Source organism: Mesorhizobium sp. M1050, from assembly GCF_040318715.1.
Taxonomy (GTDB): domain Bacteria; phylum Pseudomonadota; class Alphaproteobacteria; order Rhizobiales; family Rhizobiaceae; genus Mesorhizobium.
In genome coordinates, this window is sequence record NZ_JAMYMV010000036.1 from 19,455 (window position 1) to 41,981 (window position 22,527).

The following is a 22,527-nucleotide window of genomic DNA, read 5'->3' on the forward strand; positions in this document are numbered from 1 at the left end:
TGGCCACGGCCAGGTCGGATGTGCTCATTCCTCTGCGCAACAAGGTGGGTTCAGAGCCAGGCCGAGCCGTCGTTCGCAGGCCGGCCGAATATCGACGCACCTCAATCCAGCCTGTGCATCAGGTCTTCATCCAGCCAGCGGCCGAAGAAATAGACCAGCTGCTTGTGCCACCACGGCCAGTCGTGGCTGACATCGCCGCCCCAATAATCGACCCAGGCGGGAATGGATTTGTCACGCAGGATCTGTTCCAGCTTGCGTGTTTCGACCAGCATCCGCTCTTCCCAGGCGCCCTGCCCGCAGCAGAAGATCAGCCGCAGCGCCTTCAGGCGGGCAAGCAGTTTCGGATCGACGATGCCGGGCAGATAGTCGAGCGGCGAATTGTAGAAGATGTCGCCTTCAAGCGCCTTGCCGAAAAAGTCGCCGGCCGAATAGACGCCCGACAGCGCGATAACGCCGCTGGCGAGTTCAGGAAAACGGAAGACGAAGTTCGACGAGTGGTAGCCGCCCATCGAGCAGCCCGAGAACAACGGCTTCAGCTTGCGTCCGCCATTGGCTTGCTCGGCTGTCGACAGGAATTCCGGCAGCGCCTCCTCGCGCACATAGCGGAAATAGGCCTCGTGGCGAGCGATACGATGCGCGGCGTCCGCATGATTGTCGAAGAAGGATTCCGAATCGACGCCGTCGACGGTGAACAGCTGGATGCGGCCGGTGTCGATGAACTCGGCCAGTGCGCCTACGCCGCCGGAATCCTCGAACTGGTAGAAGCGCCCCTGCGAGGTGGGAAACACCACCACCGGCCGGCCGGCGTGGCCGTAGCGCTTGAATTCCATGTCGCGGCCGAGCTTGCCCGAGAAATTCTTGTGATAGGAGATGTCCATCGGCTCACGCCTTTTCCGCGTGGATATAGGCGACCGCTTCGCGCAGCGCCGCTTCATCTTTCGAGCGCATCTGGTAGGCGTAATTTCCCATGGCGCGGCTGAAAACCTCTTCGATGGCCTGATGATGGACGATCTTGTCGCCATGGGCGGCTAACACGGCCTCATGGCTGTGCAAATAGTGGAGGCGTCGCTTGCGGCTGGCATAGGCGGTGAAATACTTGCCTTCATAGGGACCGCCTGCGGCATCCTTGACCACCATTTCGGCCCATGCGGCATAGACGTCGATGTCGAAGGTATAGTTGATCGCATCGGTCATCCAGGCCCCGGGCGGGCGCATGTTGACCTCCAGCGCGATGACCCGGTCGTCCTTGGTCTCGAACAACTCGATGTGGAAGAAGCGCTCTCGCACGTCGAACGCTTTCAGGATCTTGCGGCCGGCCTCCTCGACTGCCGGGCTGATCCTGGGAAAGCAAACGTAGCTCATATGGCGATCGTTGTTGACCACCTCCATGACGCTCTGGTCGTAACGATGGCTCGCAGCCAGCACCACCTCGCCGTCGCGATTGACCAGCCCGTCGAAGGTCACCACCAGCCCCTCGATGAACTGCTCCATGACGAACGTCACGTCCTCGGGCTTGTCCCTGAAGAACTGGTCGAGCTCCCTGGCGTTGGAGATCTTGAAGGTGTTCGAGGCGCCCGAACCGCTGTCAGGCTTGACCACCACCGCATAGCCGACGCGGCGGATGAAGGTCATGGCCCCAGCGCGGTCGGAGCATTTGCGCTGCGCTATGGTGTCGACACCGCTCTTGCGGAAGAAAGCACGCATGCGGCTCTTGCGCTTCAAATTCTTCACGAAATCGAGCTTGGTGCCATAGATGTTGAAGTCGGTGCGGATGTTGGCTTCTAGCTCCAGCCAATGTTCGTTGAGCGATTCGAAACGGTCGATGCGGCCCCATTTGTGGATGAAATGGCCCATCGCCCGGAACACCGGATCGTAGTCTTCCATGTCGGCGACACGGTAATATTCCGAAAGCGCCGCCTTCAGCTTGGCGTCGAGTGCCTCATAGGGTGCGTCGCCGATGCCCAGCACCCTTGCTCCAGCCTTCTTCAAACGGTCGCAGAAATCCGCGCCATTGGCGGGAAAATGCGGCGAGAAGAACACGAAATTCATGGATGACCCCTCCCAGCGACAGGACATCGCAACCCCGTCGACGCCCAAGTCTGGCGCATTTGCCGCGCCTGGGGAAGAGCACGTGCGTTAGAGATTCCCCCCGCCATGCCAGGGCAACGAACTCGGGTTAACGGGTTCCTTCGGCGCCTTCGCCGGCGCGTAGGCTGACGGAAACGAAAAACCCGCCTGCGCGGCGGGTCACTGGCGCAAATCAGCACCATACGCAAATATGTACCATAGCTGAGGTCACGAAATCAAGAAAAAATTCCTATCTGCTACCGGCACAAAAGCTGCCGACACCGCCGAACTGGCTGTCGTCAGGTCTTTTGTCAACTTGAGTTCGGAGCCTACCCCCATGCGGTCCCACTTGCCTCCCACAAGCTGCTCCTATATGAGATCAGCCATGAACACGCGCGCCATCAACGCTTCCCGTCCGACCGGTTTTTCCGGCGAGGCCGTGCGCGCGCTGGCTTCGACCCTGCTTCTTCTTGGCCTTATCGGCGATCGCCGGGTTCGCTGAAGGAGCGCCCGGCGGTCGAACCGCCGCGCAAGCGCATGCTCCTTGGCAATCACATCAAGCGAACGAAATTCTGGTAAAGGCGCCGCTCGCCATCAATCCACCTGAGGGTGGAACCATGAGCCGCCGGGAGAAAAGACGATGAACGCACGAGAAGAGATCCGTTCCGATGCCGCGGTAGCCGGCAAGGATGCGGAAAGAAGCATCCAGAACAGAGGCATGCCTGACGCGGCCCGCAAATACCAGCCCTATCCGACCGTCGGCCTCACCGACCGCACCTGGCCCTCGAAGGTCATCGACAAGGCGCCGATCTGGTGTTCGGTCGACCTGCGCGACGGCAACCAGGCGCTGATCGACCCGATGGGCCACGAGCGCAAGGCGCGCATGTTCGGCCTGCTGCTCGACATGGGCTTCAAGGAGATCGAGATCGGCTTCCCGTCGGCCTCGCAGACCGATTTCGACTTTGCCCGCTGGTGCATCGAGCAAGGCAACGCACCCGCCGACGTCTCGCTGCAGGTGCTGGTGCAGTGCCGGCCCGAACTGATTACCCGCACCTTCGAGGCGCTGAAGGGCGCCACCAACCCGATCGTCCATTTCTACAATTCGACCAGCGAATTGCAGCGCCGCGTCGTCTTCGAAAAAGACGTCGGCGGCATCAAGCGCATCGCCACCGATGCGGCCAAGATGATCACCGACATGGCGGCCAAGGCCGGCGGCGGGTTTCGCTTCGAATATTCGCCGGAGAGTTTTACCGGCACCGAACTCGAAGTGGCGCTGGAGATCTGCAACGCCGTCACCGAGATCGTCAGGCCGACGCCGGATAACAAGCTGATCGTCAACCTGCCGTCGACGGTCGAGATGTCGACACCCAACATCTATGCCGACCGCATCGAATGGATGTGCCGCAACCTCGACAACCGGGAGAACCTGCTGGTCTCGCTGCATCCGCACAATGACCGCGGCACCGGCATCGCCACCACCGAACTCGGCCTGATGGCCGGCGCCGACCGCGTCGAGGGCACGCTGTTCGGCAATGGCGAGCGCACCGGCAATGTCGACATCGTCACGCTGGCGCTCAACATGTACACGCAAGGAGTCGATCCCGGGATCGACTGTTCCGACATCAACCGGATGAAGGATGTCTACGAATATTCGAACCAGTTGAAGATCCCCGAGCGCCATCCCTATGTCGGGGAACTCGTCTACACCGCCTTTTCCGGGTCGCACCAGGATGCCATCAACAAGGGCATGAAGGCGTTGAAGAAGGCCAACACGAGCCTGTGGGAAGTGCCCTATCTGCCGATCGATCCGGCCGATGTCGGACGCAGCTATGAAGCCATCATCCGCATCAACTCGCAGTCCGGCAAGGGCGGCATCGCCTATGTGCTGCAGGCCGATTACGGCCTCAACCTGCCGCGCAATCTGCAGATCGAATTCAGCCAGGAAATCCAGGCGATCACCGATGCCGAGGGCAAGGAAGTGCCGGTAAGGCGCATCTACGAACGCTTTCTCGAGACCTATGTCGATCAACCCGGCGCGCGGTTGAAATTCCTCGATCACCACACCTATCCCAGCACCGAAATCAAGGGCCGGCGCGTTGTCGAGGCTGTCATCCTCGACAATGGCAAGGAAGTGACGATATCGGGCACCGGCACCGGTCCGATCGACGGCTTCGTCGATGCGCTCTCGCGCCATCTCGGCGTCGAGATGTCGGTGCTCGACTATTCCGAGCACTCGCTGCAGCGCGGTTCGAACGCGTCGGCCATTTCCTATGTCGAGATGGAATATCCTGACGGTAAGCTCTTCGGCGCTGGCATCAACACCAACATCGTCGCCGCCTCGCTGGAAGCGGTGATGTCCGCCGCCAACCGGATCATTGGCAAAAAAGCCGGCTGACGCACGACCAGAGCAGATCGGGACCGCCGCAAGCTGGTGATCGGTTCCGATCTTTCGGGACATTAACCACCGAACAATTATCCGGTGGGGTACGTGATCACATAATGGTTGTATACTTGTGTGGCGGTGCGGGACCTATATGATCGCGCCTCAACCTGTGCCGACTTCGAGAGGATCGACACTTGCAGCATGCCACGCCTGCCGCCCCCGCAGTGCGCGAGACACTTGAGCGACTGCTTGCCAGCCAAACGTTCGGACGATCCGAACGTGCGCGCAAGCTGCTTCGTTATCTTGTCGAACGTGAACAAGCCGGAGAAGCCGACAGGCTCAAAGGCTTCTCCATCGCCATGGATGTTTTCGGCAAGGATGGCGATTTCGATCCGTCCACCGATGCCGTCGTGCGGGTGCAGGCAGGTAGACTGCGCGAGCTTCTGCAGCACTATTTTGCCAATGAGGGCGTTGCCGAGCCTGTCCGCATCGCCATTCCGCGCGGCGGCTATGTTCCTGCCTATGAATTGAACGCCATAAGGCTGCCGGATCTGAAGCAGGACGGCGCTGCATCCGCCGACCGGCCCGACGACACCAGTGTGCCGGATGCGGCATTGCTGGCTTCCGAGACGCCATCACCCACGCCCTTGGTGGTACGCCATCTCCGCTTCTTCTGGATGGCGATGGTCCTGGTCATCGCCATGCTGTGCATACTGATCCTTCGTCAGGGCAGCAGTGCCTTGCTGGCAGGCGGCGACATGTCGGCAACGATCGAGACCGCCGGCACAACCGGAAGCATCGCGTCATCGGCAATGGCTGACGCCCTGCCGCAAGTCTATATCGGCCTCAAGGCTGAAGGCGCGTACGCCAACCGTGTCGCCGCATCGCTGCGTGCGGGCCTGAGCGGCTTCGATACGATCGACTTCATCGGACGCGATGCCATCGCCGATTCGGACGACGATGCCACAAGCTTCATATTCGATATCCTGCCCGGTGCCGGCACCGGCGACATCACAATCGAACTGCAAAGCGTGGCGTCCGGACGAGTGCTTCTTTCGCGCAATCTGACCACTGCCGACAGCACTCCTGCGGCGATCGAAGACCGTATCGCAGACATGCTGAGTTCAGCGCTTCCCGCCTCGGGCACGATCTATAACTATATCGAGCAGACCAGTACGCCAAATGGCCTGACGCAATGTCTGCTGCTCAACGACAAATATTATCTCGACCAGAACGCCAGGACGCATGAGACTGCCTATCGCTGCCTCGAGAAGCTGGCCAATGGCGGCACGAAATCGTCCCTCGTCTATTCGGAACTGGCCTCCCTTCATCTCGAGGCGGTCTCCGATCACTATGCCTATCCGCCCAATGCGACGATCGAGAAGGCGGTGGAGTTTGCCCATCGCGGCGTGCAAATGGGACCGACCAGCCCCTATGCGCATCGCTCCTACGGCTATGTCAGTTCGCGCCTCGGCAATACGGACGAAGCGATCCGCTGGATGCGCAAGGCCTATGAACTCAATCCGTATGATCTCGGCATGGCCGCCGCGTATGGCTACGGACTGATCTTCGCCGGCCGATACGCGGAGGGAACGCCGATCCTTGACCATGCGGCAGAGACCTTCAGCGGGCACTCGACATGGTGGGACTACGGGGTGTTCGTTGGCGAGTTCATGCTGGGCGACATGAACAAAGCCATCGCGGCCAGCATGGCATTGAGAACGACGGCAACGAAATCGCACTATCTGGCGGCGCGGCTGATCGGCGCCAAGGCCGCCGGACAGGACCATCTAGTGAGCACTTTGCTGAATCAACTGACCACCGAGTTCCCAAAATTTGCCGCCGATCCGCGCGCGACCTTTGTCGAGCGGAAATATCCGGCTGACCTGACCGACCGGCTGGTCCAGGCGCTGCGCGCTGCCGGGCTTGGCAACCCAAGCTGACACCAATCGACATCCGCAGGCCGGGCGCGCCACGTCCTAATAGTGGATTTCCTGTGCTCCAATCGCCGCTGCGGGTTGGTCGCCGAAGTCTGTCCGCGACCGTACAAATCGCGAAAATTTTACTGGCTTCGTGTTGACTAGGAGCAATCCAGTCACAATTGGTGTTCCGCATCCTGATAACAGCAAAAAAATCAGCATTCATGACCGCATCGCTTTTTGTCGCCGAACAGGGTGCTGGCTCGAAGGCCATTGTCCTGCTGCATGGTTTCGGCGGTTGCCACGATGTCTGGCGCGAGGTGATTTCCTCCCTGATGCCTGCCACCCGCACGCTGGCCTATGATCTGCCGGGGCATGGGCTGTCGCTCGATTTTCCGTCGGCCGGTCCGGCCAAGGTGGCGGCAAGGGCCGTGCTCGCCGATCTCTCGCAGCGTCGCCTGAGGCGCTTTCATCTCGTGGGCCATTCGATGGGCGGTGCGGTGGCAGCGCTGATGGCGCAGGCCGAGCCCGAAAAAGTCGCCTCGCTGACGCTTCTGGCGCCGGGCGGTATTGGCCCGGAGATCAACGGACCACTGTTGCGTCGCTATGCCGGTGCAGCGGATCGGTCCGAGATCCGGGCCTGCCTCGTCGCCATGTCGGGACCATCAGCCCGGCCGCTCGATCACATCGTGGACACCCTCTGGGAAATGCGTAGGCGAGCCGGCCAGTTGGAAAAACTCATCGAGATCGCAGCCGCCATGACCAAGGACGATCGCCAAGGCGTTATCCCGCATGATCGCCTCGGCGGGCTGAAGATGCCGGTGATGGTAGCTTGGGGAACGGACGACGCGGTGCTGCCCTTTGCCCAGGCGGATGATCTGCCGGCGCATTTTCATGTGCACCATGTGCTGGAGGCCGGCCATATGCTGGCCGAGGAAGCCCCCGACCTCGTCGCCGAGATTATTCGCCGCAACACCAACCGCCACGCCGCGTCGCGTCGCCAGAAATTCGCCGCAGCGGCCAGCTGATCTTTTTCGCGCACGATAGGCTTCGTCCGCGCCTCAATGCCGTCCATCTCGCCAGTGCATTTTGCCGGCGGCTGTGTTAACCCCGTGTTAACCAAACCCGCGAGGCAAACGCCGATGAAGGAAGCAGGCGAGAAGACCATCGATCAGTCGAATAAACTATCCGATGCCATCCGCGACGTGAAAAATGCCTTCGCCGACCGCGATGACGTCGTCGTCGATATGCGCGAGGCGCATCGCATGCGCCTTGACCTGCTTGCAGCCGAGCTGGCGCCGGTTTTTGCGGATGTCCCGGCCGACATGGACAATTTCGACTTTGTCGTCTCGTCCGGCCTGCAGCCGCGCCTGTGGATCGACGCCGTCAGCCATGTTGCCATGGGACGCGACCGCCGCACCTATCGCTTCCTCAAGGACACCCGTATCGGCCGGATGGTGCTTGCCGAATCGACCGAGATGAAGACGGCTGCCGATGCCGTGACGCGCTATGTCGCCGAGCGCATCGTCGAGCGTCAGAGGATGATGGAAGGTGGGGTCGAGCCGGCTGTCGCCGGCATGAAACGGGCCGATGTAGCGGAAGCCGAACCGCCGCTGCGCGCAGCGACGAGCGGCAACGGCTGGTCGACCTTTCTGTCCGGGCTTGGCCTGATCGCCGCCGGTGCCCTGGTCGGCCTGGTGGTGTCGGTCGTCTTGTTGTGGGACCGTCTCGTCAGCATGATTGTCAGCTTGCGGCCATAACGGCTCCGGGCTCCGCGCCAAGCTCAAGCGTCTGCAGATCGGATGGCGGTATGGACGGCCCGGTCAGGCCGCGCCGCGTCAACCGGATCCGCCAATTGCCCTTTTCGCCGTCGATGTCGAACAGATTGTACTGCGCCGCCGGGGGCTTGCCGCCCGGTGCCTGGCCTGCGGCAGCAACGCCGACCGCCGGGATCCTGACGCCTCGACCGCCGATGAAGAACAGCGACGGCAGATGCGAATGGCCGTGCAGGACAAGTTCGGCGCCATGGCGCCGAATGATCTTGTGAAAGCGGGCGATGCCGAACAGCCGCTTGTGCTGCGGGACCGCGCCACGCACCGGCGGATGGTGGATCATGATGGCGCGAAACAGCCCCTGTCGGCCCGTGGCATCAAGCAGCTTACGGAGCCGCTCCGCCTGGCCTTCCATGAAGAAGCCGTTGGCCATGAAGGGTGCTGTGGCGCGCGCCGTCGAGACGCCGATCAGCGCGACGTCGCCGCGCACCCGCAGATAGGGAAACGCGTTGCGGTCGACGGGCGTGTTGATGCCGTCGCCACTCATCCACGCCGCCCAGGATCGGCAGACCTTGTCGAAGGCGCCCGGTACGTAGGCGTCGTGGTTACCCGGAACGACCGAAACGTCATGCGGCGGCCCCAGCGTCTCCAGCCAATGCCTGGCCATCTCGATTTCGCCGTCGAGCGCCAGATTGACCAGGTCGCCAGTGACGGCGAGGTGGTCAGGCGTGTTCGCCTTGATGTCGGCGACGATCGTGTCGATGACGGCGTCATGCATGTGGCGGCGGCGGTTGCGCTGCCAGTTGACATAGCCAAGCACGCGCTTGGACGCGAGATCGCGATAGGATACATCGGGGAGCGGCCCCAGATGGACATCGGAAATATGCGCGAGCCTGAACATTTCTCCTTCATATGCGAGGCGCGCCCCGCTTTCCACCTGCGGTTTGGCTGGTGATGAGGAGAGATCCCGAGAAGGCCTTTCGCCAGACTGGCTGGGCGGGTCTGAGGGCCAGGCTGTTCCATCTCTATTTCGTGCTGCGGCGCCCTATGACGCTTGGGGTGCGCGGCCTGGTCCACGACACCGCGTCCAATTCCGTCTTCCTCATTCGCCACACCTATGTTCCGGGCTGGCAGCTTCCCGGCGGCGGTGTCGAAGTAGGCGAGACGCTTGCCGAGGCGCTTGCACGTGAGCTAGCCGAGGAGGGCAACATCGCGCTGACCGCCCCGCCGGTGTTCAAATCCATGCATTTCAACCGCCACGCCAGCCGGCGCGACCATGTCGGCTTCTACGTCATCGAACGCTTCAGCCAGACGGCACCCAAACTTCCGGACCACGAGATCGCCGAAGCCGGCTTCTTCCCGCTCGATCGCCTGCCGCAAGGAACGACACCTGCAACGCTGCGCCGGATCGCCGAGGTTTTTGGCGGCGAGCAGCCCTCGCCCCACTGGTAGATCAGGCCGCCGCCTTGCTGAACCGCGTCCGGTCATGCCGTGCGCCATAATCCAGTTTCGGCCCGACAGGCACGATCCGCGTTGGATTGATCGTTTCGTGGCTGCCGTAATAGTGCGCCTTGATGTGGTGCAGGTTCACGGTCTCTGCGACACCAGGCACCTGGTAAAGATCGCGCAGATAATTCGACAGGTTTGGGTAGTCGGCTATGCGACGCAGATTGCATTTGAAATGGCCGACATAGACCGGGTCGAAGCGCACCAGCGTGGTGAATAGCCGCCAATCAGCTTCCGTGAGGCGATCGTCGACGAGATAGCGTTGCTTCGACAGCCGGCCTTCCAGCGCATCGAGCGCAGAGAACAGCTCTCCGAATGCTTCCTCATAAGCGGCCTGCGTGGTGGCGAAGCCGGCGCGATAGACCCCGTTGTTGATTGCGGGATAGACCAGTGCATTGACCTTGTCGATTTCGCCGCGCAGCGCGTGCGGATAGAAATCGAGGCCGGCATCACCCCATTCGTCGAAGGCTGAATTCAGCATCCGGATGATTTCGGAAGATTCGTTGGAGACGATGGTCTGCTCCCTCTTGTCCCACAACACCGGCACCGTCACCCGGCCTGAATAGGTGGGATCGGCCCTGGTATAGATCTGGTGCAGGAAGTCGAGGCCGTAAAGCGTGTCGCCAGTGGCGCCGTCCTGTGCCAGGAACGTCCATCCATTGGCGCCCATGAAATGATGCACCACCGACACCGATATGACGTCTTGCAGCTTCTTCAATGCGCGAAAAATCAACGTCCGGTGCGCCCACGGACAGGCAAGCGAGACATAGAGATGATAGCGGCCGGGCTCAGCCTTGAAGCCGCGCGTTCGGCCTGCGGCCGGCGCCCCGTCAACGGTGATCCAGTCGCGCCATTGCGATTGCGTCCGCACGAACCTGCCGCCGTTGTCCGTCGTATACCGACGATCCTGCCACTTGCCTTCGACCAGCAATCCCATGCAAATCTCCTTGTCTCTCGCCATTGCATGTAGGCACAGGGTTGCCCCATCTAAGACGTCAGGTGCTGAACAGACCGTCACTTGGCCGAAACTGCGGACAGAAACGGCCGATTGCAGCGGCGGGAAATTGGTGCTAGCGGACAATCCGCATGTTCGACGTTGCTTTAATCCGGTTTGACCGACGACGAAAGGGCGCCCGCGCTTGATGAAGCGCTGACTGGCGCATGCTGCCGTTTGCAGCAAACCTTTCCTCATTCTACCGGATCGCAAAGACCATGAGCCTTGCCGACGTGAAATACCTGCCGGAAACCCCGGCGCACAACCCCCAGATCGAAGCCATCAACGACGAAGCCTTCGGGCCCGGCCGCTTTGTGCTAGCCGCCTACAAGATCCGCGAAGCCGGAGGGCACGAACGCTCGTTGTCCTTTGTCGCCGTCGACGGCGACATTGTCGTCGCCTCGGTGCGCATGACCCGCATCGCCGCCGGCGCCGGTCGCGCGCTGATGCTCGGGCCGCTTGCGGTGCGGCCGGCCTTCAAGAATCTCGGCATCGGCCGCCGACTGGTGGCGATTGCGCTGGAGGCCGCCGCGAAGACCGGTGCGCCCGCGGTCATGCTGGTCGGGGACGAGCCCTACTATGGGCCGCTCGGCTTCAAACGGATCCCACGCGGTCAGATTTCGATGCCGCGCCCTGTCGATCTTGACCGGTTGCTGTCGCACGAGATCGTGCCGGGCGCGGTGGCCAGGCTCTCGGGCGAGGTCTGCCACGCCGATCAGGCCAGGATTGCCGCGCTCGCGGCGATGGCTTGACCTTCCCCATCGATCTGGCGCCTGATCCGTCCCACTGTTCCTGAGATAAAAAGGATGACGTCATGAACCCGAACGGCCAGATCGCGATCGTTACCGGTGGCGGCTCCGGCCTTGGCGAGGCAACGGCGCGCGCGCTGGCTGCCAAGGGCGCCCGCGTCGCCATCTTCGACGTCGGTATCGACCGCGCTACGATGGTCGCGGCCGAGATCGGTGGCATTGCCGTGCAGTGCGATGTCAGCAGCGCCGACAGTGGGACCGCGGCATTCATCGACGTCGCCGATCGACTTGGCGAGCCGCGGATCCTAGTCAATTGCGCCGGCATCGCCATCGGCGTGAAGACGATCGGCAAGGATGGTCCCCATCCCCTCGATCAGTACCGCAAGGTGATCGAGGTCAATCTGATCGGCACGTTCAACATGATCCGCCTCGTCGCCGAGCGCGCCTCAAAGCTCGAGTCGCTGCAAGGCGGCGAGCGCGGCGTCATCGTCAACACCGCCTCTGTCGCTGCCTATGATGGCCAGATCGGCCAGGCAGCCTATGCAGCCTCCAAGGGCGGCGTCGTCGGCATGACGCTGCCGGTGGCGCGCGATCTTGCCCGTTCCGGCATCCGCGTCTGCACCATCGCGCCCGGCATCTTCAAGACGCCGATGATGGCCGGCATGCCGCAAGAGGTGCAGGATTCGCTGGGCGCCGCCGTGCCCTTTCCGTCGCGCCTGGGCGAACCATCCGAATATGCCGCTCTCGCCCTGCACATCATCGAAAATCAGATGCTGAACGGCGAGACCATCCGTCTCGACGGCGCCATCCGCATGGCGCCGAAATAGACGGACATGAGCACCGGCCCGTCCGCTGCCGGCAAGACCGGCCCGCTTGTCGGGCTGAAGGTGATCGAGATGGCCGGGCTGGGCCCCGTGCCGCTGGCCGGCCTGATGCTGTCGGAGATGGGCGCCGAAGTGCTGCGCATCGAACGGGCGGGGATCAGCCAACCGCCCCTGTCGCTCCCGGATGAGTACAACATCGATCGCCATGGCCGCGCCATACTGCGTCTCGACCTGAAGCGCCGGGATGGCGCCGATCTGATGCTACGTCTTGCCGAAAAGGCGGACGTGTTGCTCGAAGGATTTCGCCCCGGTGTCATGGAACGGCTTGGCCTCGGCCCGGAAGCGATGCTGGCGCGCAACCCGGGGCTGATTTACGGCCGCACGACCGGCTTCGGCCAGGACGGCCCGCTCGCCGGCCGCGCCGGCCACGACATCACCTATCTCGCCTATTGCGGCGTGCTGCACGCGATCGGCCACGCCGACAGCCGCCCCGTCCCGCCGCTCAACCTGGTCGCCGACTATGGCGGTGGTGCCATGATGCTGGTTTCCGGTTTGCTGGCTTCCCTGTTCCAACGCTCGCGCACGGGCAGGGGCGAGGTCGTCGACGCCGCGATGGTCGAAGGCGCCTCGATGCTGGCGGCGCCCTTGCACGCTTTCACCGCGGCCGGGTTGTGGAGCGAAAATCGCGGCGCGAACCTGCTCGATTCCGGCGCACCCTTCTACGACACCTATGAGACATCAGACGGACGCCATATCGCTGTCGGTTGCCTCGAGCCGCAATTCTTCGCCGAATTCGCCAGACTGCTGCCTCTCGACGACCACTTTGTGTCCGGTCAGTACGACAAGACACTGTGGCCGCCGATGCGCGCGGCCATCGCCGATCGGGTACGGCAGAAATCGCGCGACGACTGGGACCTGCTGTTTGCCCAAACCGACGCCTGCGTTGCCCCTGTCCTGTCGCTGCACGAGGCCAAGCAGCACCCACACAATCGGGCGCGCAACGCCTTTGTGATCGCGGGCACACTTGAGCGCCCTGCCCCGGCGCCGCGTTTTTCCGGCTCACAGCCGACACCGGCGACCAAGCCTGCCGACAGCGATCTCGCCCCGTCGACGGTGCTGGCACGTTTCGGGTTTTCGAAAAACGAGATCGACGACCTTGTCAAATCCGGTTTGTTCGACAGATAATTGGAGAAAGAGAATCCACTTATTGCGGTGATGCCATGGACGAGCCGAAGAAGGGCGTGATCTGCGAGACGGACGCCGAAGCGATCCGGTTGGCGAAGACGCTTCTGCGCAACGCCCGCTTTGGCGCGCTGGCGGTGATCGAACCGCAAACCGGCTCGCCGCTGGCCAGTCGGGTCGGTGTGGCCACCGACATCGATGGCGCGCCGCTGATCCTAGTGTCGATGCTCTCGGCGCACACCGGCGCCATGCTTGCCGATCCGCGCTGCTCCCTTTTGCTTGGCGAACCCGGCAAGGGCGACCCGCTGGCGCACCCGCGCCTGACACTGGTCTGCAAGGCGGCACGGCTCGAGCACGGATCAAGCCAACACGCCCGCGCTGAGCGCCGTTATCTCAACCGCAATCCCAAGGCGAAACTTTATGCCGGTCTTGGCGACTTTTCGATCTTTCGCCTCGAGCCGCAACGCGCCAGCCTCAACGGAGGTTTCGGCAAGGCCTATCATCTCGACCAGTCGGATCTGCTCACCAGCGGGCCGATCGTCGAGGAACTGGCGGCGAGCGAGCAATCCGCGATCGATCACATGAACGCCGACCATCTTGACGCGATCGCCGTGTATGCCCGGCATTTCGCGACAGCATCCGGCAACGGCTGGACCATCACCGGTTTCGATGCCGATGGTATGGATCTGATGTCGGGCGATCATGTTTGCCGGGTCTTCTTCCCACAACCATTGGCCGCAGCGCGCGAACTACGACACGTTCTGGTCGAAATGGCCAAGGTTGGCCGGGCCTCGGCCGATACCGGGACTGGCCTTAATTTTGCTTGATTGAAAGCAACACTTGAGATTTAACTGAAATGCTCTACCTTTTGTTGGTGACGCTGAATCGCCAGCGCCGGTTCACAAGTGAGTTTATGGAATCAGACGCCATCGCCCCCATGGCGTCGGGATGAACAAGAAGCATGGGGCATCAATGGTCTCGACAAAGCTAATCGTCAACGCGGAATCTGCGGCCGAATTTCTCATGCTGATGGGCAATGAGAAGCGGCTGTTGATCATGAGCTATCTTGCCGACGGTGAAATGTCGGTCGGCGCCATCGCCGAGAAGGTGATGCTCAGTCAATCGGCACTATCCCAGCACCTGGCCAAGTTGCGCGCGCTCGACCTCGTCGACACCCGCCGTGACCGCCAGATGATTTATTATTCCTGCAAATCCGACGCCGTGCGCGAACTGCTTGTCATGCTGGACGGCATTTTCGGCAGCGGCAAGGATGACTTGTCCCAGATGGCGCACCGTTTGCGCCGTGCGGGAACCTGACCGTGCTGTAGCCGCTGACCTCGTCGGCGATTTCAGAGCAACCTGCGCCCATCCGGGCGCATGGAGCTGGCTGACCGTCTCGAATTGTGCTTTCCAAACCAAAGGCTAGCGTAGCGAAATCGGTCTGGATTTCCGGCCGATTCGATGGCCGCGAGGAACGCATGGATCCCATTCGCATCGACGACCCGCAAGATCCGCGGGTCGCTGCCTATCTCGACATCCGCGAGCGCGATCTCGCCGGCCGGCAGGGCCGCTTCGTCGCCGAAGGCAAGGTGGTGCTGGACCTGCTGCTCTCGGCCGGACGTTTTGGCGCCGAATCGGTTCTGGTTCTGGAGAACCGGCTGGCCGGCCTCGGCGACATTCTGCGCAAGGCGCCGGCCGACCTTCCGGTCTATGTCGCCACCGGCACGGTGATGGACGCAATCGCCGGATTTCACATGCATCGGGGCATCCTGGCCATAGGCCGCAAGGGGACGCCCCAGTCTGCCGAGGCCCTTGTGGATGCCCTGCCGGCCGGGGCGCTTGTCGTGGTGCTCGTCGGCATCGCCAATCATGACAATATAGGTTCGATCTTCCGCAACGCCGCCGCCTTTGGTGCCGACGCCATACTGCTGGATGAGACATGCTGCAATCCGCTCTACCGCAAGGCGATCCGCGTTTCGGTCGGCGCCGCGCTCAAGATCCCTTTCGCATCGTTCACCGACGCCGCCGGCTTCACGGCAATGCTCGCCAGGCAGAACTTCGAACAATTCGCACTGACGCCGCGCGGACAGACCGACATCCGCGATGCGCAACGGAGCGAACGCCTGGCGCTCTATCTTGGCACTGAGGGCGAAGGCTTGCCGGAAAGCCTGCTCGCGCGCTTGCACACCGTGCGGATCACCATGTCGGAAGGTTTCGACAGCCTGAATGTCGCAGCCGCATCAGCCATCGCTCTGCATCATTTTTCGGCAAAAGAGACCTGATTTCAACTTGTCGCGTCAGCCTTCTGCAGCGCCCGCACGCGGTCGGCAAGACTGCGGTTGCCGGAGCGTACATCCGAAGGGGCCGCCAAGGCCTTGGCGATCGGCGAACCAGGCCCCTCGAGCTTGGCCGTCAGGTAGACGACCTCCGCCGCGAGTTCGTTCATCTGCTCGCGCAGGGCGGAGCTGCCGTCCGCGGGATTGGACGCGGACAGCGCCGTGAGATCCGCCTTCAGACGCTTGTTCTCGAGCGCCAGCGCCGTCAGCCTCGCCTCTAGGCGCTCCCGGTCGCTGTCAAGCTTGGCGATTGCTTTGTCGAGGTCGTCGCTCTTGGCGGTTTCGCCGGCCTTGCCGACCAGCCGCAAGCCCGGTTCGCTGTCTTCGGCTTTCGATTTTTCGCGCATGCGCGCCAGTTCCTTTTCGCGGCGGTCAAGCTTGTCCTCGCGGTCGGCAAGTGTCGCCAGCAGCCGTTCGACCTTCTTGTCGAGCTCAGCGGTCCTTTTCTTCTCGGCTTTCAGGGCTTCGCGTGCTGCCTTGCTTTCGGCCGCGATCTCCTGGCCGCGCCTGTCCGCCTCCTTGCGCTGACCGCGCAGCAGCGCAATGTCGCTGGCGAGTTTCTGCATTTCGGATTCGCGCGCGACGAGCTCGATCTGCCGGCTGCTGGAGGAAAAACTGGCGTCGTCATACATCTGCTCCAGTTTTTCCAGCTCGAGCGCGCGTTTTTCCAGCTTGCGTTCGGTTTCCTTGAGTCGCTCCGAAAGCTGCTGCAACTCGCTCTCGCGTTGATGCAACGCCTCGTTCTTGGCGCCGAGTTCAGTCAGCGCCTGGTTCTTGTCCATGCGCTCGACCGCCAGCCCCTTCAGGGCCTCGCGACCGCGATTGATCTCCACGAGTTGTTCAGCTGCCTTCTCGCGCAACGTCTTGGCGATGATTTCGAGGCGGCGTGTCGACATGGCGTACTCGGCGCGGATGCGATCCTTGTCCGCCTGGATTTCGGTTTGCGTCAGAGGGATCGAGGCTTCGATACGTTTTCGCGTCAGGGTGACGGCGCGACGCCATATGGCCGGAGCCACCATAAGCGCCAGAAAGCCGGCGCAGAGAAAGCCGAGGACGAAGAACAGGACCGACTGGACCAAGTGACTACCCGTTGTGGACGGCAACCATCAAACCAATGCATGTCGCCCAAACGTGGGAACCGGTTTTGGGAACCGACATGCAACAAGATAAAACAAAAGCGCCTCCAGCGCTTTTGACTGTGCCACGTTGACATGGCGGAAATCCAGCGTTGCGGCAAGGGTCTGCCGCAACGTTACCGGTTTTACGCATGTCGCCCAAAGCGGCCCCGGTTTTGGGAGAACGACATGCATAAAGCCAAAGAATAGGCTCAGAAAGGATTCCAGGTGGCGCGCTCGGTAAGCTTCAGATAGCCGAGATTGATGCCGAGCCGAGCACCGACGCCGGTACGGATCGGCACCAGCAGCACATTGTTGTTCTTCAGGACGTTGAAACCGACGCCTGCCACCACATAGGCCGAACCGGCGACGCCGCCATAGCGGTTGTAGAGACTGCCCACATCATCGAGATTGTAGACCAACATCATCACCCGCGACCCTTCGCCGCCGAAATCCCAGCCGAGCGACGGGCCTTGCCAGAATACTTTGTGATCGCCGGCATTCTTGGTGTAGAGCGTGCCTTCGCCATAGGTCAGGCCGCCGATCAGCGCGCCCGAGCCCTCTTCGCCCAGCAGATAGCCATTGGGCAGGCCGTAGGAAGCAAAGATCTTCTCGATGACCGTGGCGAGCCCGCCCGATGTCGCGCCGAAAAACTTGTGACCGGAATCGACAATCTCCTGAGCGGTATATTCCTGGGCCCGCAGGGCCGAAGTCGAGAAAACGAGAACGCCCATCAGCGCAATCGCCATTGAGATGACACGGACAAAAGTCCGGTCGCGGACGCGGAAAAAATTGCGGCCATAGAATCGGGAAAACATGCTTCCAATCTCCGTCAGGGAGCACTTTCGCCGACGCCTCGCACCCCGTACGGCTCTTTTAGCCGGCCGTTAGGGGTAACTGTTACGGGCAAACTATGCCGTAATCCTTTTTCAACCATTAAGCTCCCACATGAACATGGCGGTTCAAAGGCTGTTTGGGGTCGCTCAAGTGGGGTCGGCAGCCTGTGTGAACGCCATTTGCCATAACCACAATTTGGATTTGTTGCTGCACGCACGGGCGCTGTGTATTCAGAAAGTCCGAGGAGAGAGCGTGATTCGTGCGGGCAGGCGACGATCGATCGCTCGGCCGTGAGGTATAAAATTTTGCAGGGATTTTCGCCGATGTCCGATCTGTTCACCCTTTCCGCGCCCGACCTGGCAGCGCTGTTGTGCAGCCGGGTCTGCCACGACATCATTTCGCCGGTCGGCGCGATCAACAACGGGCTCGAACTGCTCGACGAAGGCGGTGCCGACGAAGACGCCATGAAGTTGATCCGTCAGAGTGCCCGCAACGCTTCGGCCCGCCTGCAGTTCGCCCGCATCGCCTTCGGTGCCGCCGGCTCGGCCGGCATGCTGATCGATACCGGCGATGCCGAAGCGGTCGCTTTCGCCTTCCTCAAGAACGAGAAACCGGAACTGACCTGGAACGGAACCCGTGCGCTGCTGCCCAAGAACAAGGTCAAGCTGCTGCTCAACCTGATCCTCGTCGCCAACGCCGCCATTCCGCGCGGCGGCAAACTATCCGTGACGCTGGAGAATCTCGAGACCGAGCCGCGCTTCGCGCTTGCGTCGAGCGGCCCGATGTTGCGCGTGCCGCCGAAATTCCTCGAGCTGCATTCCGGTCATAAACCGGAGGAACCGATCGACGCTCATTCCGTGCAGCCCTACTACACGCTGCTTCTGGCGCGTGAAGCGGGCATGACGATATCGATCCACGCGACACCGGAAGAGATCGTGCTTTCGGCAGCCTGATAGCGTCGTCGAGAAACACCGAAGTATTTTGCCAGCGAAATCTGTAGTTTCGGGCTCAACGACATGAAATGCTTTTGGTTGCCAGGGCGGCAGTGAAGCATTCGCGAATAAAAGCCAGCAGCCGCCATCTTTGCAAAACTTTTACCTAACGCCTTTTCGGCTTCTTTACCAGATTGGCCTATGCTGCGTCTGGATGCCCCGGATGCTACCGGACGGCCAGACGGCAGAGAGGACCCGGATATGAAACGCTGCATGTTCGTCGACGATTCAAGCGTCATCAGGAAGGTTGCAAAGCGCATCCTGGGCGGCTCCGAAATGGTTATTATCGAGGCCGCCAGCGGACTTGACGCGCTGGAGATGTGCGCCGCCGATATGCCCGACATCATCGTCGTCGACGGCGCCTTGCCTGACATAGCGGCGGTCGATCTCATCCGTCGCGTCCGTGCCATGGAGAGCTCGATAAAGCCGCAGATCCTGGTTTCACTGGTCGAGCTCGATATTGCTTCGATCATGCGGGCCAAGCGCGCTGGAGCTCAGGGCTATCTTTTGAAGCCGTTCAACCGGTCGCAATTGCTCGAGCGTTTTCGCGCCTTGAGGATCGCGCCTGATTCGGTCGCAGTGAGCGTTTCCAGGAAAAGTGCGTGACGGTTTTCAGCTCGTAATTGCGTAAAACCGACGCTTATCAGCCAATCACGCAAAAAACCCGGCAAAGCCGGGTTTTTTATTGAATAAGTTCGAAAGTATTCTTCGCTCAGGCGCTGACCCGGATGTCCTCGGGTTCGCGCAGCACATAGCCGCGGCCCCAGACCGTCTCGATGTAATTCTGGCCGCCGGATGCCGCATCGAGCTTTTTGCGCAGCTTGCAGATGAAGACGTCGATGATTTTCAGCTCAGGCTCGTCCATACCGCCATAAAGGTGGTTGAGGAACATTTCCTTGGTTAGCGTCGTACCCTTGCGCAGCGAGAGCAGCTCCAGCATCTGGTATTCCTTGCCGGTCAGGTGCACGCGCTGGCCGCCGACTTCGACGGTCTTGGCGTCGAGGTTGACCACCAGGTCGCCGGTGGTGATGACCGACTGGGCGTGCCCCTTGGAGCGCCGCACGATAGCATGAATGCGGGCGACCAGTTCATCCTTATGGAACGGCTTGGTCATGTAGTCGTCGGCGCCGAAGCCGAGGCCGCGTACCTTGTCCTCGATACCGGCCATGCCGGAGAGGATGAGGATAGGCGTCTTTACCTTGGAAAGGCGAAGCGTTCTCAACACCTCGTAGCCCGACATGTCAGGCAGGTTGAGATCGAGAAGGATGATGTCGTAATCGTAGAGCTTGCCTAGATCGACGCCCTCTTCACCGAGATCGGTCGTGTAGACGTTGAAACTTTCCGATTTCAGCATCAGCTCGATGCTTTGTGCGGTTGCACTGTCATCTTCTATCAGCAGAACACGCATTTCATTCCCCTTTTCTGCTGCCGGACCATTTCACGACCCGTCCGGACCCGGAGCAGTGGTTGCCTTGTGCCGAGGCTGCCATTAAATGGTTAACAAAACCTAATTTCCCGTCCATGACGGTACCAGATTTTTTAACCTCTTTCTACACCCTCTTGAATCCAATAACGAATCTCAGAACCAAATTCCTAATGCAACACATCAACAATCTGGACTAAGTGACTCCAGGGACTCATCGACGTCGCTTCGCATCGGCGGCCAGAATTTTTACCCGGCCTTAAGTCCTGACCCGTATGATTAACAATGCCCGTAAACGAATGGTTACCGCCGGCAAAAAACTTTAGGGTTTTGTTTCCCATAGTTCGGGGAAAGGCGGTGGACACGGGTGCGGCCTGGGCCCTTCCAGGTGGTTTGGACGATAGATGCGGGTGTGCGTTTCCGGGAGTACCGAATCATGAAGTCACGTGAAAACCTCGTTCGGCTGAAACAGTTTCAGGTGAATGAGAAGCGGCGGCAGCTGCTGCAACTCGACATGATGATCGCAGAGTTCGAACGCATGGCCGTCGAGCTGGAGCTTCAGATCACCGCTGAAGAAAAGAAGGCCGGCATCACCGACATCAACCATTTCGCCTATCCGACCTTCGCCAAGGCGGCGCGTTTGCGCCGCGACAACCTCAGAAATTCGCAAAGTGACCTCGCTCAGCAGCGAAGCACTGCCGAATCATTACTCGGCGAAGCTGAAGCGGAGCTTTCCAAGGCGGAAATGCTCGAGTCACGCGACACCAAGGTCCGCGAAGCCGAGATCGGCGGCCGCAGTGCCATGATCGGCTGAAGCTGCCCTGCCGCCCTCTGCATTAGCGCTTCTCGGCTTCCAGGCCCTGGCGGGGAAACTTGCCAAGAGTACTGCAAGCCACCTAGGCGGCCCAGTCCCCTTCGCTTCCGGCAATTGCCTTTGCCCGCGCATCCTTGATGTCCGGTGCATGCTGCTCCGCCCATGACCGGATCTGGGTAAGCAGCCCCGCCAGATTCTGGCCGAGATCCGTCAGTTCATATTCGACGCGCGGCGGGATGACCGGGAATATCTCGCGCCGCACCAGTCCATCACGCTCGAGAACGCGCAGCGTCTGCGTCAGCATCTTCGGCGTGATGCCTTCGCGCTTGCGCGCAAGCTCGCCGTTTCGCAGCCGGCCTTTGCGCAGCGCGCAAACCACCAGATAGACCCATTTGCTGGCCAGCATTTCCAGTACGGTGTGCGATGGGCACGTTCGCCGGAACGCATCATAGCCGAAACCGTGGTCGTCATCACTATCCATGGGGTGCGTATATATCATGAAGGTACATACTAGACAAGAAGCCATTACTATCCAAATGATAGTGACGCCAACCAAACAGGAGATATCCCAATGCGCGCCGCTATCCAGAATTCCGTCGGCGGACCCGACGTTCTCTTCGTCACCGACCAGCCCAATCCGACGCCAAAGGCCGGCGAAGTGCTGGTCCGGGTCAAGGCGGCCGGCATCAATCCGGTCGATGGCGCCGTTCGAGCCGGCTACTTCCCATTGCTCGGCGAGCCGCCCTTTATCCTGGGGTGGGATATCTCGGGGACTGTTGAAGCGCTGGGCGCCGGAGTTTCCGGCCTCCGGATCGGCGACGAGGTGTTCGGCATGCCGCGCTTTCCCAAACAGGCCGCGGCCTATGCCGAACTGGCCGCTGTGCCCGCCGATGAAATCGCGCTGAAGCCTAAGGGCGCCGACCACAGCCAGGCAGGCGCCCTGCCGCTGGCAGGCCTCACCGCCTGGCAGGGCCTGGTCCGTCATGGCGGGCTGAAATCGGGCCAGCGCGTGCTGGTTCACGCCGCAGCCGGCGGCGTCGGTCATCTCGCGGTGCAGATCGCCAAGGCGCGCGGTGCTTACGTCATCGCCACCGCCAGCCCGCAAAAACTCGACTTCGTCCGCAAACTCGGCGCCGACGAGGTCATCGACTACACCAGGGGCGATTTCACCGACCATGTTCGCGACATCGATCTGGTGCTGGATCCAATGGGCGGCGACCACGCCAAACGCTCGCTGAAGGTGCTCAAGCGTGGCGGCGTGCTGGTGTCATTGCTCGATGTCAACGGCGACACCAGAGCGCAGGCCGGCGTGCGCGATATCCGGGTCGAGCGTATGTCGGTCGTACCCGACAGGGAGGGCCTGCTGGAATTGGCTCGCTTGATCGATGCGAACAAGCTCGCCGTCCATGTGGCGAAGAGCTTCCCGCTGGACCAGGCGGCAGCTGCCCACGCTCTCCTTGCGACCAAGCCGATCGGCAAGGTTGTGCTGTCGATCTGAGTTCCACGGGCTCGCTTCGGAAGACAAGGGCGCGCGTCGTCGCGCCCTTGTGGCGAAACGCCCGCGGCGCGATCGTCTCGCTCGACCGTGACACAAGAGAGGCGATGTTGAAGAAG

At 61.4% G+C, this 22,527-nt stretch carries 23 protein-coding genes; 15 read left to right on the forward strand and 8 right to left on the reverse strand.

Annotated features, from left to right (window positions below):
* Window positions 1-101: 101 nt before the first annotated feature.
* Complete coding sequence (locus NKH57_RS19655) at window positions 102-878, reverse strand: esterase family protein (protein WP_352946352.1); 777 nt, start codon at window positions 876-878, stop codon at window positions 102-104.
* A gap of 4 nt (window positions 879-882) precedes the next feature.
* A complete protein-coding gene (locus NKH57_RS19660; protein WP_352946355.1) occupies window positions 883-2,049 on the reverse strand; it encodes an ATP-grasp domain-containing protein in 1,167 nt (388 codons plus the stop codon).
* 658 nt (window positions 2,050-2,707) lie between these two features.
* On the opposite strand from NKH57_RS19660, the gene leuA reads away from it, so the two are divergent.
* The 4 genes from leuA (at window position 2,708) to NKH57_RS19680 (ending at window position 8,129) form a co-directional block, all read left to right on the forward strand.
* Window positions 2,708-4,462 (forward strand): 2-isopropylmalate synthase, encoded by a 1,755-nt coding sequence (leuA, locus tag NKH57_RS19665; protein ID WP_502907316.1) that lies wholly within the window; start codon window positions 2,708-2,710, stop codon window positions 4,460-4,462.
* Window positions 4,463-4,644: 182 nt separating this feature from the next.
* Window positions 4,645-6,393 (forward strand): tetratricopeptide repeat protein, encoded by a 1,749-nt coding sequence (locus NKH57_RS19670; RefSeq protein WP_352946358.1) that lies wholly within the window; start codon window positions 4,645-4,647, stop codon window positions 6,391-6,393.
* Window positions 6,394-6,593: 200 nt separating this feature from the next.
* Window positions 6,594-7,397 carry an alpha/beta fold hydrolase gene (locus NKH57_RS19675; protein WP_352946360.1) on the forward strand — a complete coding sequence of 268 codons (804 nt, stop codon included), beginning with the start codon at window positions 6,594-6,596 and terminating at the stop codon, window positions 7,395-7,397.
* Between the two features lie 114 nt (window positions 7,398-7,511).
* Entirely contained in the window at window positions 7,512-8,129 is a 618-nt protein-coding gene (locus NKH57_RS19680) for a hypothetical protein (protein ID WP_352946362.1), read from the forward strand.
* Here NKH57_RS19680 and NKH57_RS19685 read toward each other — a convergent pair.
* On the reverse strand, window positions 8,113-9,042 hold the full coding sequence (locus tag NKH57_RS19685) for a metallophosphoesterase family protein (RefSeq protein ID WP_023760646.1): 930 nt from the start codon (window positions 9,040-9,042) through the stop codon (window positions 8,113-8,115). The two genes, NKH57_RS19680 and NKH57_RS19685, sit on opposite strands and share 17 nt — an antisense overlap.
* 53 nt (window positions 9,043-9,095) lie before the next feature.
* Between NKH57_RS19685 and NKH57_RS19690 the strand changes: the two genes are divergently transcribed.
* On the forward strand, window positions 9,096-9,593 hold the full coding sequence (locus NKH57_RS19690; protein ID WP_352946364.1) for an NUDIX domain-containing protein: 498 nt from the start codon (window positions 9,096-9,098) through the stop codon (window positions 9,591-9,593).
* Between the two features lies 1 nt (window position 9,594).
* On the opposite strand, the gene NKH57_RS19695 is transcribed toward NKH57_RS19690, so the two are convergent.
* Entirely contained in the window at window positions 9,595-10,584 is a 990-nt protein-coding gene (locus NKH57_RS19695; protein WP_352946367.1) for a glutathione S-transferase family protein, read from the reverse strand.
* Between the two features lie 275 nt (window positions 10,585-10,859).
* Between NKH57_RS19695 and NKH57_RS19700 the strand changes: the two genes are divergently transcribed.
* The 6 genes from NKH57_RS19700 (at window position 10,860) to NKH57_RS19725 (ending at window position 15,678) form a co-directional block, all read left to right on the forward strand.
* The gene (locus NKH57_RS19700) at window positions 10,860-11,393 is read left to right on the forward strand and encodes a GNAT family N-acetyltransferase (protein ID WP_352603584.1); all 534 of its coding nucleotides are present in this window, start codon (window positions 10,860-10,862) and stop codon (window positions 11,391-11,393) included.
* A 62-nt stretch (window positions 11,394-11,455) separates the two neighbouring features.
* Window positions 11,456-12,217 carry a 3-hydroxyacyl-CoA dehydrogenase gene (locus NKH57_RS19705; protein WP_352946370.1) on the forward strand — a complete coding sequence of 254 codons (762 nt, stop codon included), beginning with the start codon at window positions 11,456-11,458 and terminating at the stop codon, window positions 12,215-12,217.
* Between the two features lie 6 nt (window positions 12,218-12,223).
* Entirely contained in the window at window positions 12,224-13,399 is a 1,176-nt protein-coding gene (locus tag NKH57_RS19710; RefSeq protein WP_352946373.1) for a CaiB/BaiF CoA transferase family protein, read from the forward strand.
* Window positions 13,400-13,434: 35 nt separating this feature from the next.
* Window positions 13,435-14,223: a HugZ family pyridoxamine 5'-phosphate oxidase gene (locus NKH57_RS19715; protein WP_352946375.1), complete on the forward strand. Its 789-nt coding sequence runs from the start codon at window positions 13,435-13,437 to the stop codon at window positions 14,221-14,223.
* 145 nt (window positions 14,224-14,368) lie between these two features.
* On the forward strand, window positions 14,369-14,713 hold the full coding sequence (locus NKH57_RS19720) for an ArsR/SmtB family transcription factor (RefSeq protein ID WP_023760638.1): 345 nt from the start codon (window positions 14,369-14,371) through the stop codon (window positions 14,711-14,713).
* A gap of 161 nt (window positions 14,714-14,874) precedes the next feature.
* A complete protein-coding gene (locus tag NKH57_RS19725; protein ID WP_352603595.1) occupies window positions 14,875-15,678 on the forward strand; it encodes a TrmH family RNA methyltransferase in 804 nt (267 codons plus the stop codon).
* Window positions 15,679-15,680: 2 nt separating this feature from the next.
* Here NKH57_RS19725 and NKH57_RS19730 read toward each other — a convergent pair whose 3' ends face one another.
* Both NKH57_RS19730 and NKH57_RS19735 read right to left on the reverse strand, forming a co-directional pair.
* Window positions 15,681-16,811 carry a coiled-coil domain-containing protein gene (locus NKH57_RS19730; RefSeq protein WP_023760636.1) on the reverse strand — a complete coding sequence of 377 codons (1,131 nt, stop codon included), beginning with the start codon at window positions 16,809-16,811 and terminating at the stop codon, window positions 15,681-15,683.
* Between the two features lie 248 nt (window positions 16,812-17,059).
* Window positions 17,060-17,596, reverse strand: a complete 537-nt coding sequence (locus NKH57_RS19735) for a DUF1134 domain-containing protein (protein WP_352603636.1) — start codon at window positions 17,594-17,596, stop codon at window positions 17,060-17,062.
* A 411-nt stretch (window positions 17,597-18,007) separates the two neighbouring features.
* Here NKH57_RS19735 and chpT point away from each other — a divergent pair, with 411 nt between their 5' ends.
* The gene (gene chpT, locus NKH57_RS19740; RefSeq protein WP_352603601.1) at window positions 18,008-18,637 is read left to right on the forward strand and encodes a histidine phosphotransferase ChpT; all 630 of its coding nucleotides are present in this window, start codon (window positions 18,008-18,010) and stop codon (window positions 18,635-18,637) included.
* Window positions 18,638-18,877: 240 nt separating this feature from the next.
* Complete coding sequence (locus NKH57_RS19745; RefSeq protein WP_352946379.1) at window positions 18,878-19,282, forward strand: response regulator; 405 nt, start codon at window positions 18,878-18,880, stop codon at window positions 19,280-19,282.
* 106 nt (window positions 19,283-19,388) lie between these two features.
* On the opposite strand, the gene ctrA is transcribed toward NKH57_RS19745, so the two are convergent.
* Window positions 19,389-20,084, reverse strand: a complete 696-nt coding sequence (gene ctrA / locus NKH57_RS19750) for a response regulator transcription factor CtrA (RefSeq protein ID WP_006203583.1) — start codon at window positions 20,082-20,084, stop codon at window positions 19,389-19,391.
* A 451-nt stretch (window positions 20,085-20,535) separates the two neighbouring features.
* Here ctrA and NKH57_RS19755 point away from each other — a divergent pair, with 451 nt between their 5' ends.
* The gene (locus NKH57_RS19755) at window positions 20,536-20,913 is read left to right on the forward strand and encodes a flagellar export protein FliJ (protein ID WP_023760632.1); all 378 of its coding nucleotides are present in this window, start codon (window positions 20,536-20,538) and stop codon (window positions 20,911-20,913) included.
* Window positions 20,914-20,995: 82 nt separating this feature from the next.
* Here the strand turns inward: NKH57_RS19755 and NKH57_RS19760 are convergent, their stop codons facing one another.
* Window positions 20,996-21,394 carry a winged helix-turn-helix transcriptional regulator gene (locus NKH57_RS19760; protein ID WP_352946381.1) on the reverse strand — a complete coding sequence of 133 codons (399 nt, stop codon included), beginning with the start codon at window positions 21,392-21,394 and terminating at the stop codon, window positions 20,996-20,998.
* 90 nt (window positions 21,395-21,484) lie between these two features.
* Between NKH57_RS19760 and NKH57_RS19765 the strand changes: the two genes are divergently transcribed.
* Window positions 21,485-22,411: an NADP-dependent oxidoreductase gene (locus tag NKH57_RS19765; protein ID WP_352946384.1), complete on the forward strand. Its 927-nt coding sequence runs from the start codon at window positions 21,485-21,487 to the stop codon at window positions 22,409-22,411.
* The last annotated feature ends 116 nt before the right edge of the window (window positions 22,412-22,527 follow it).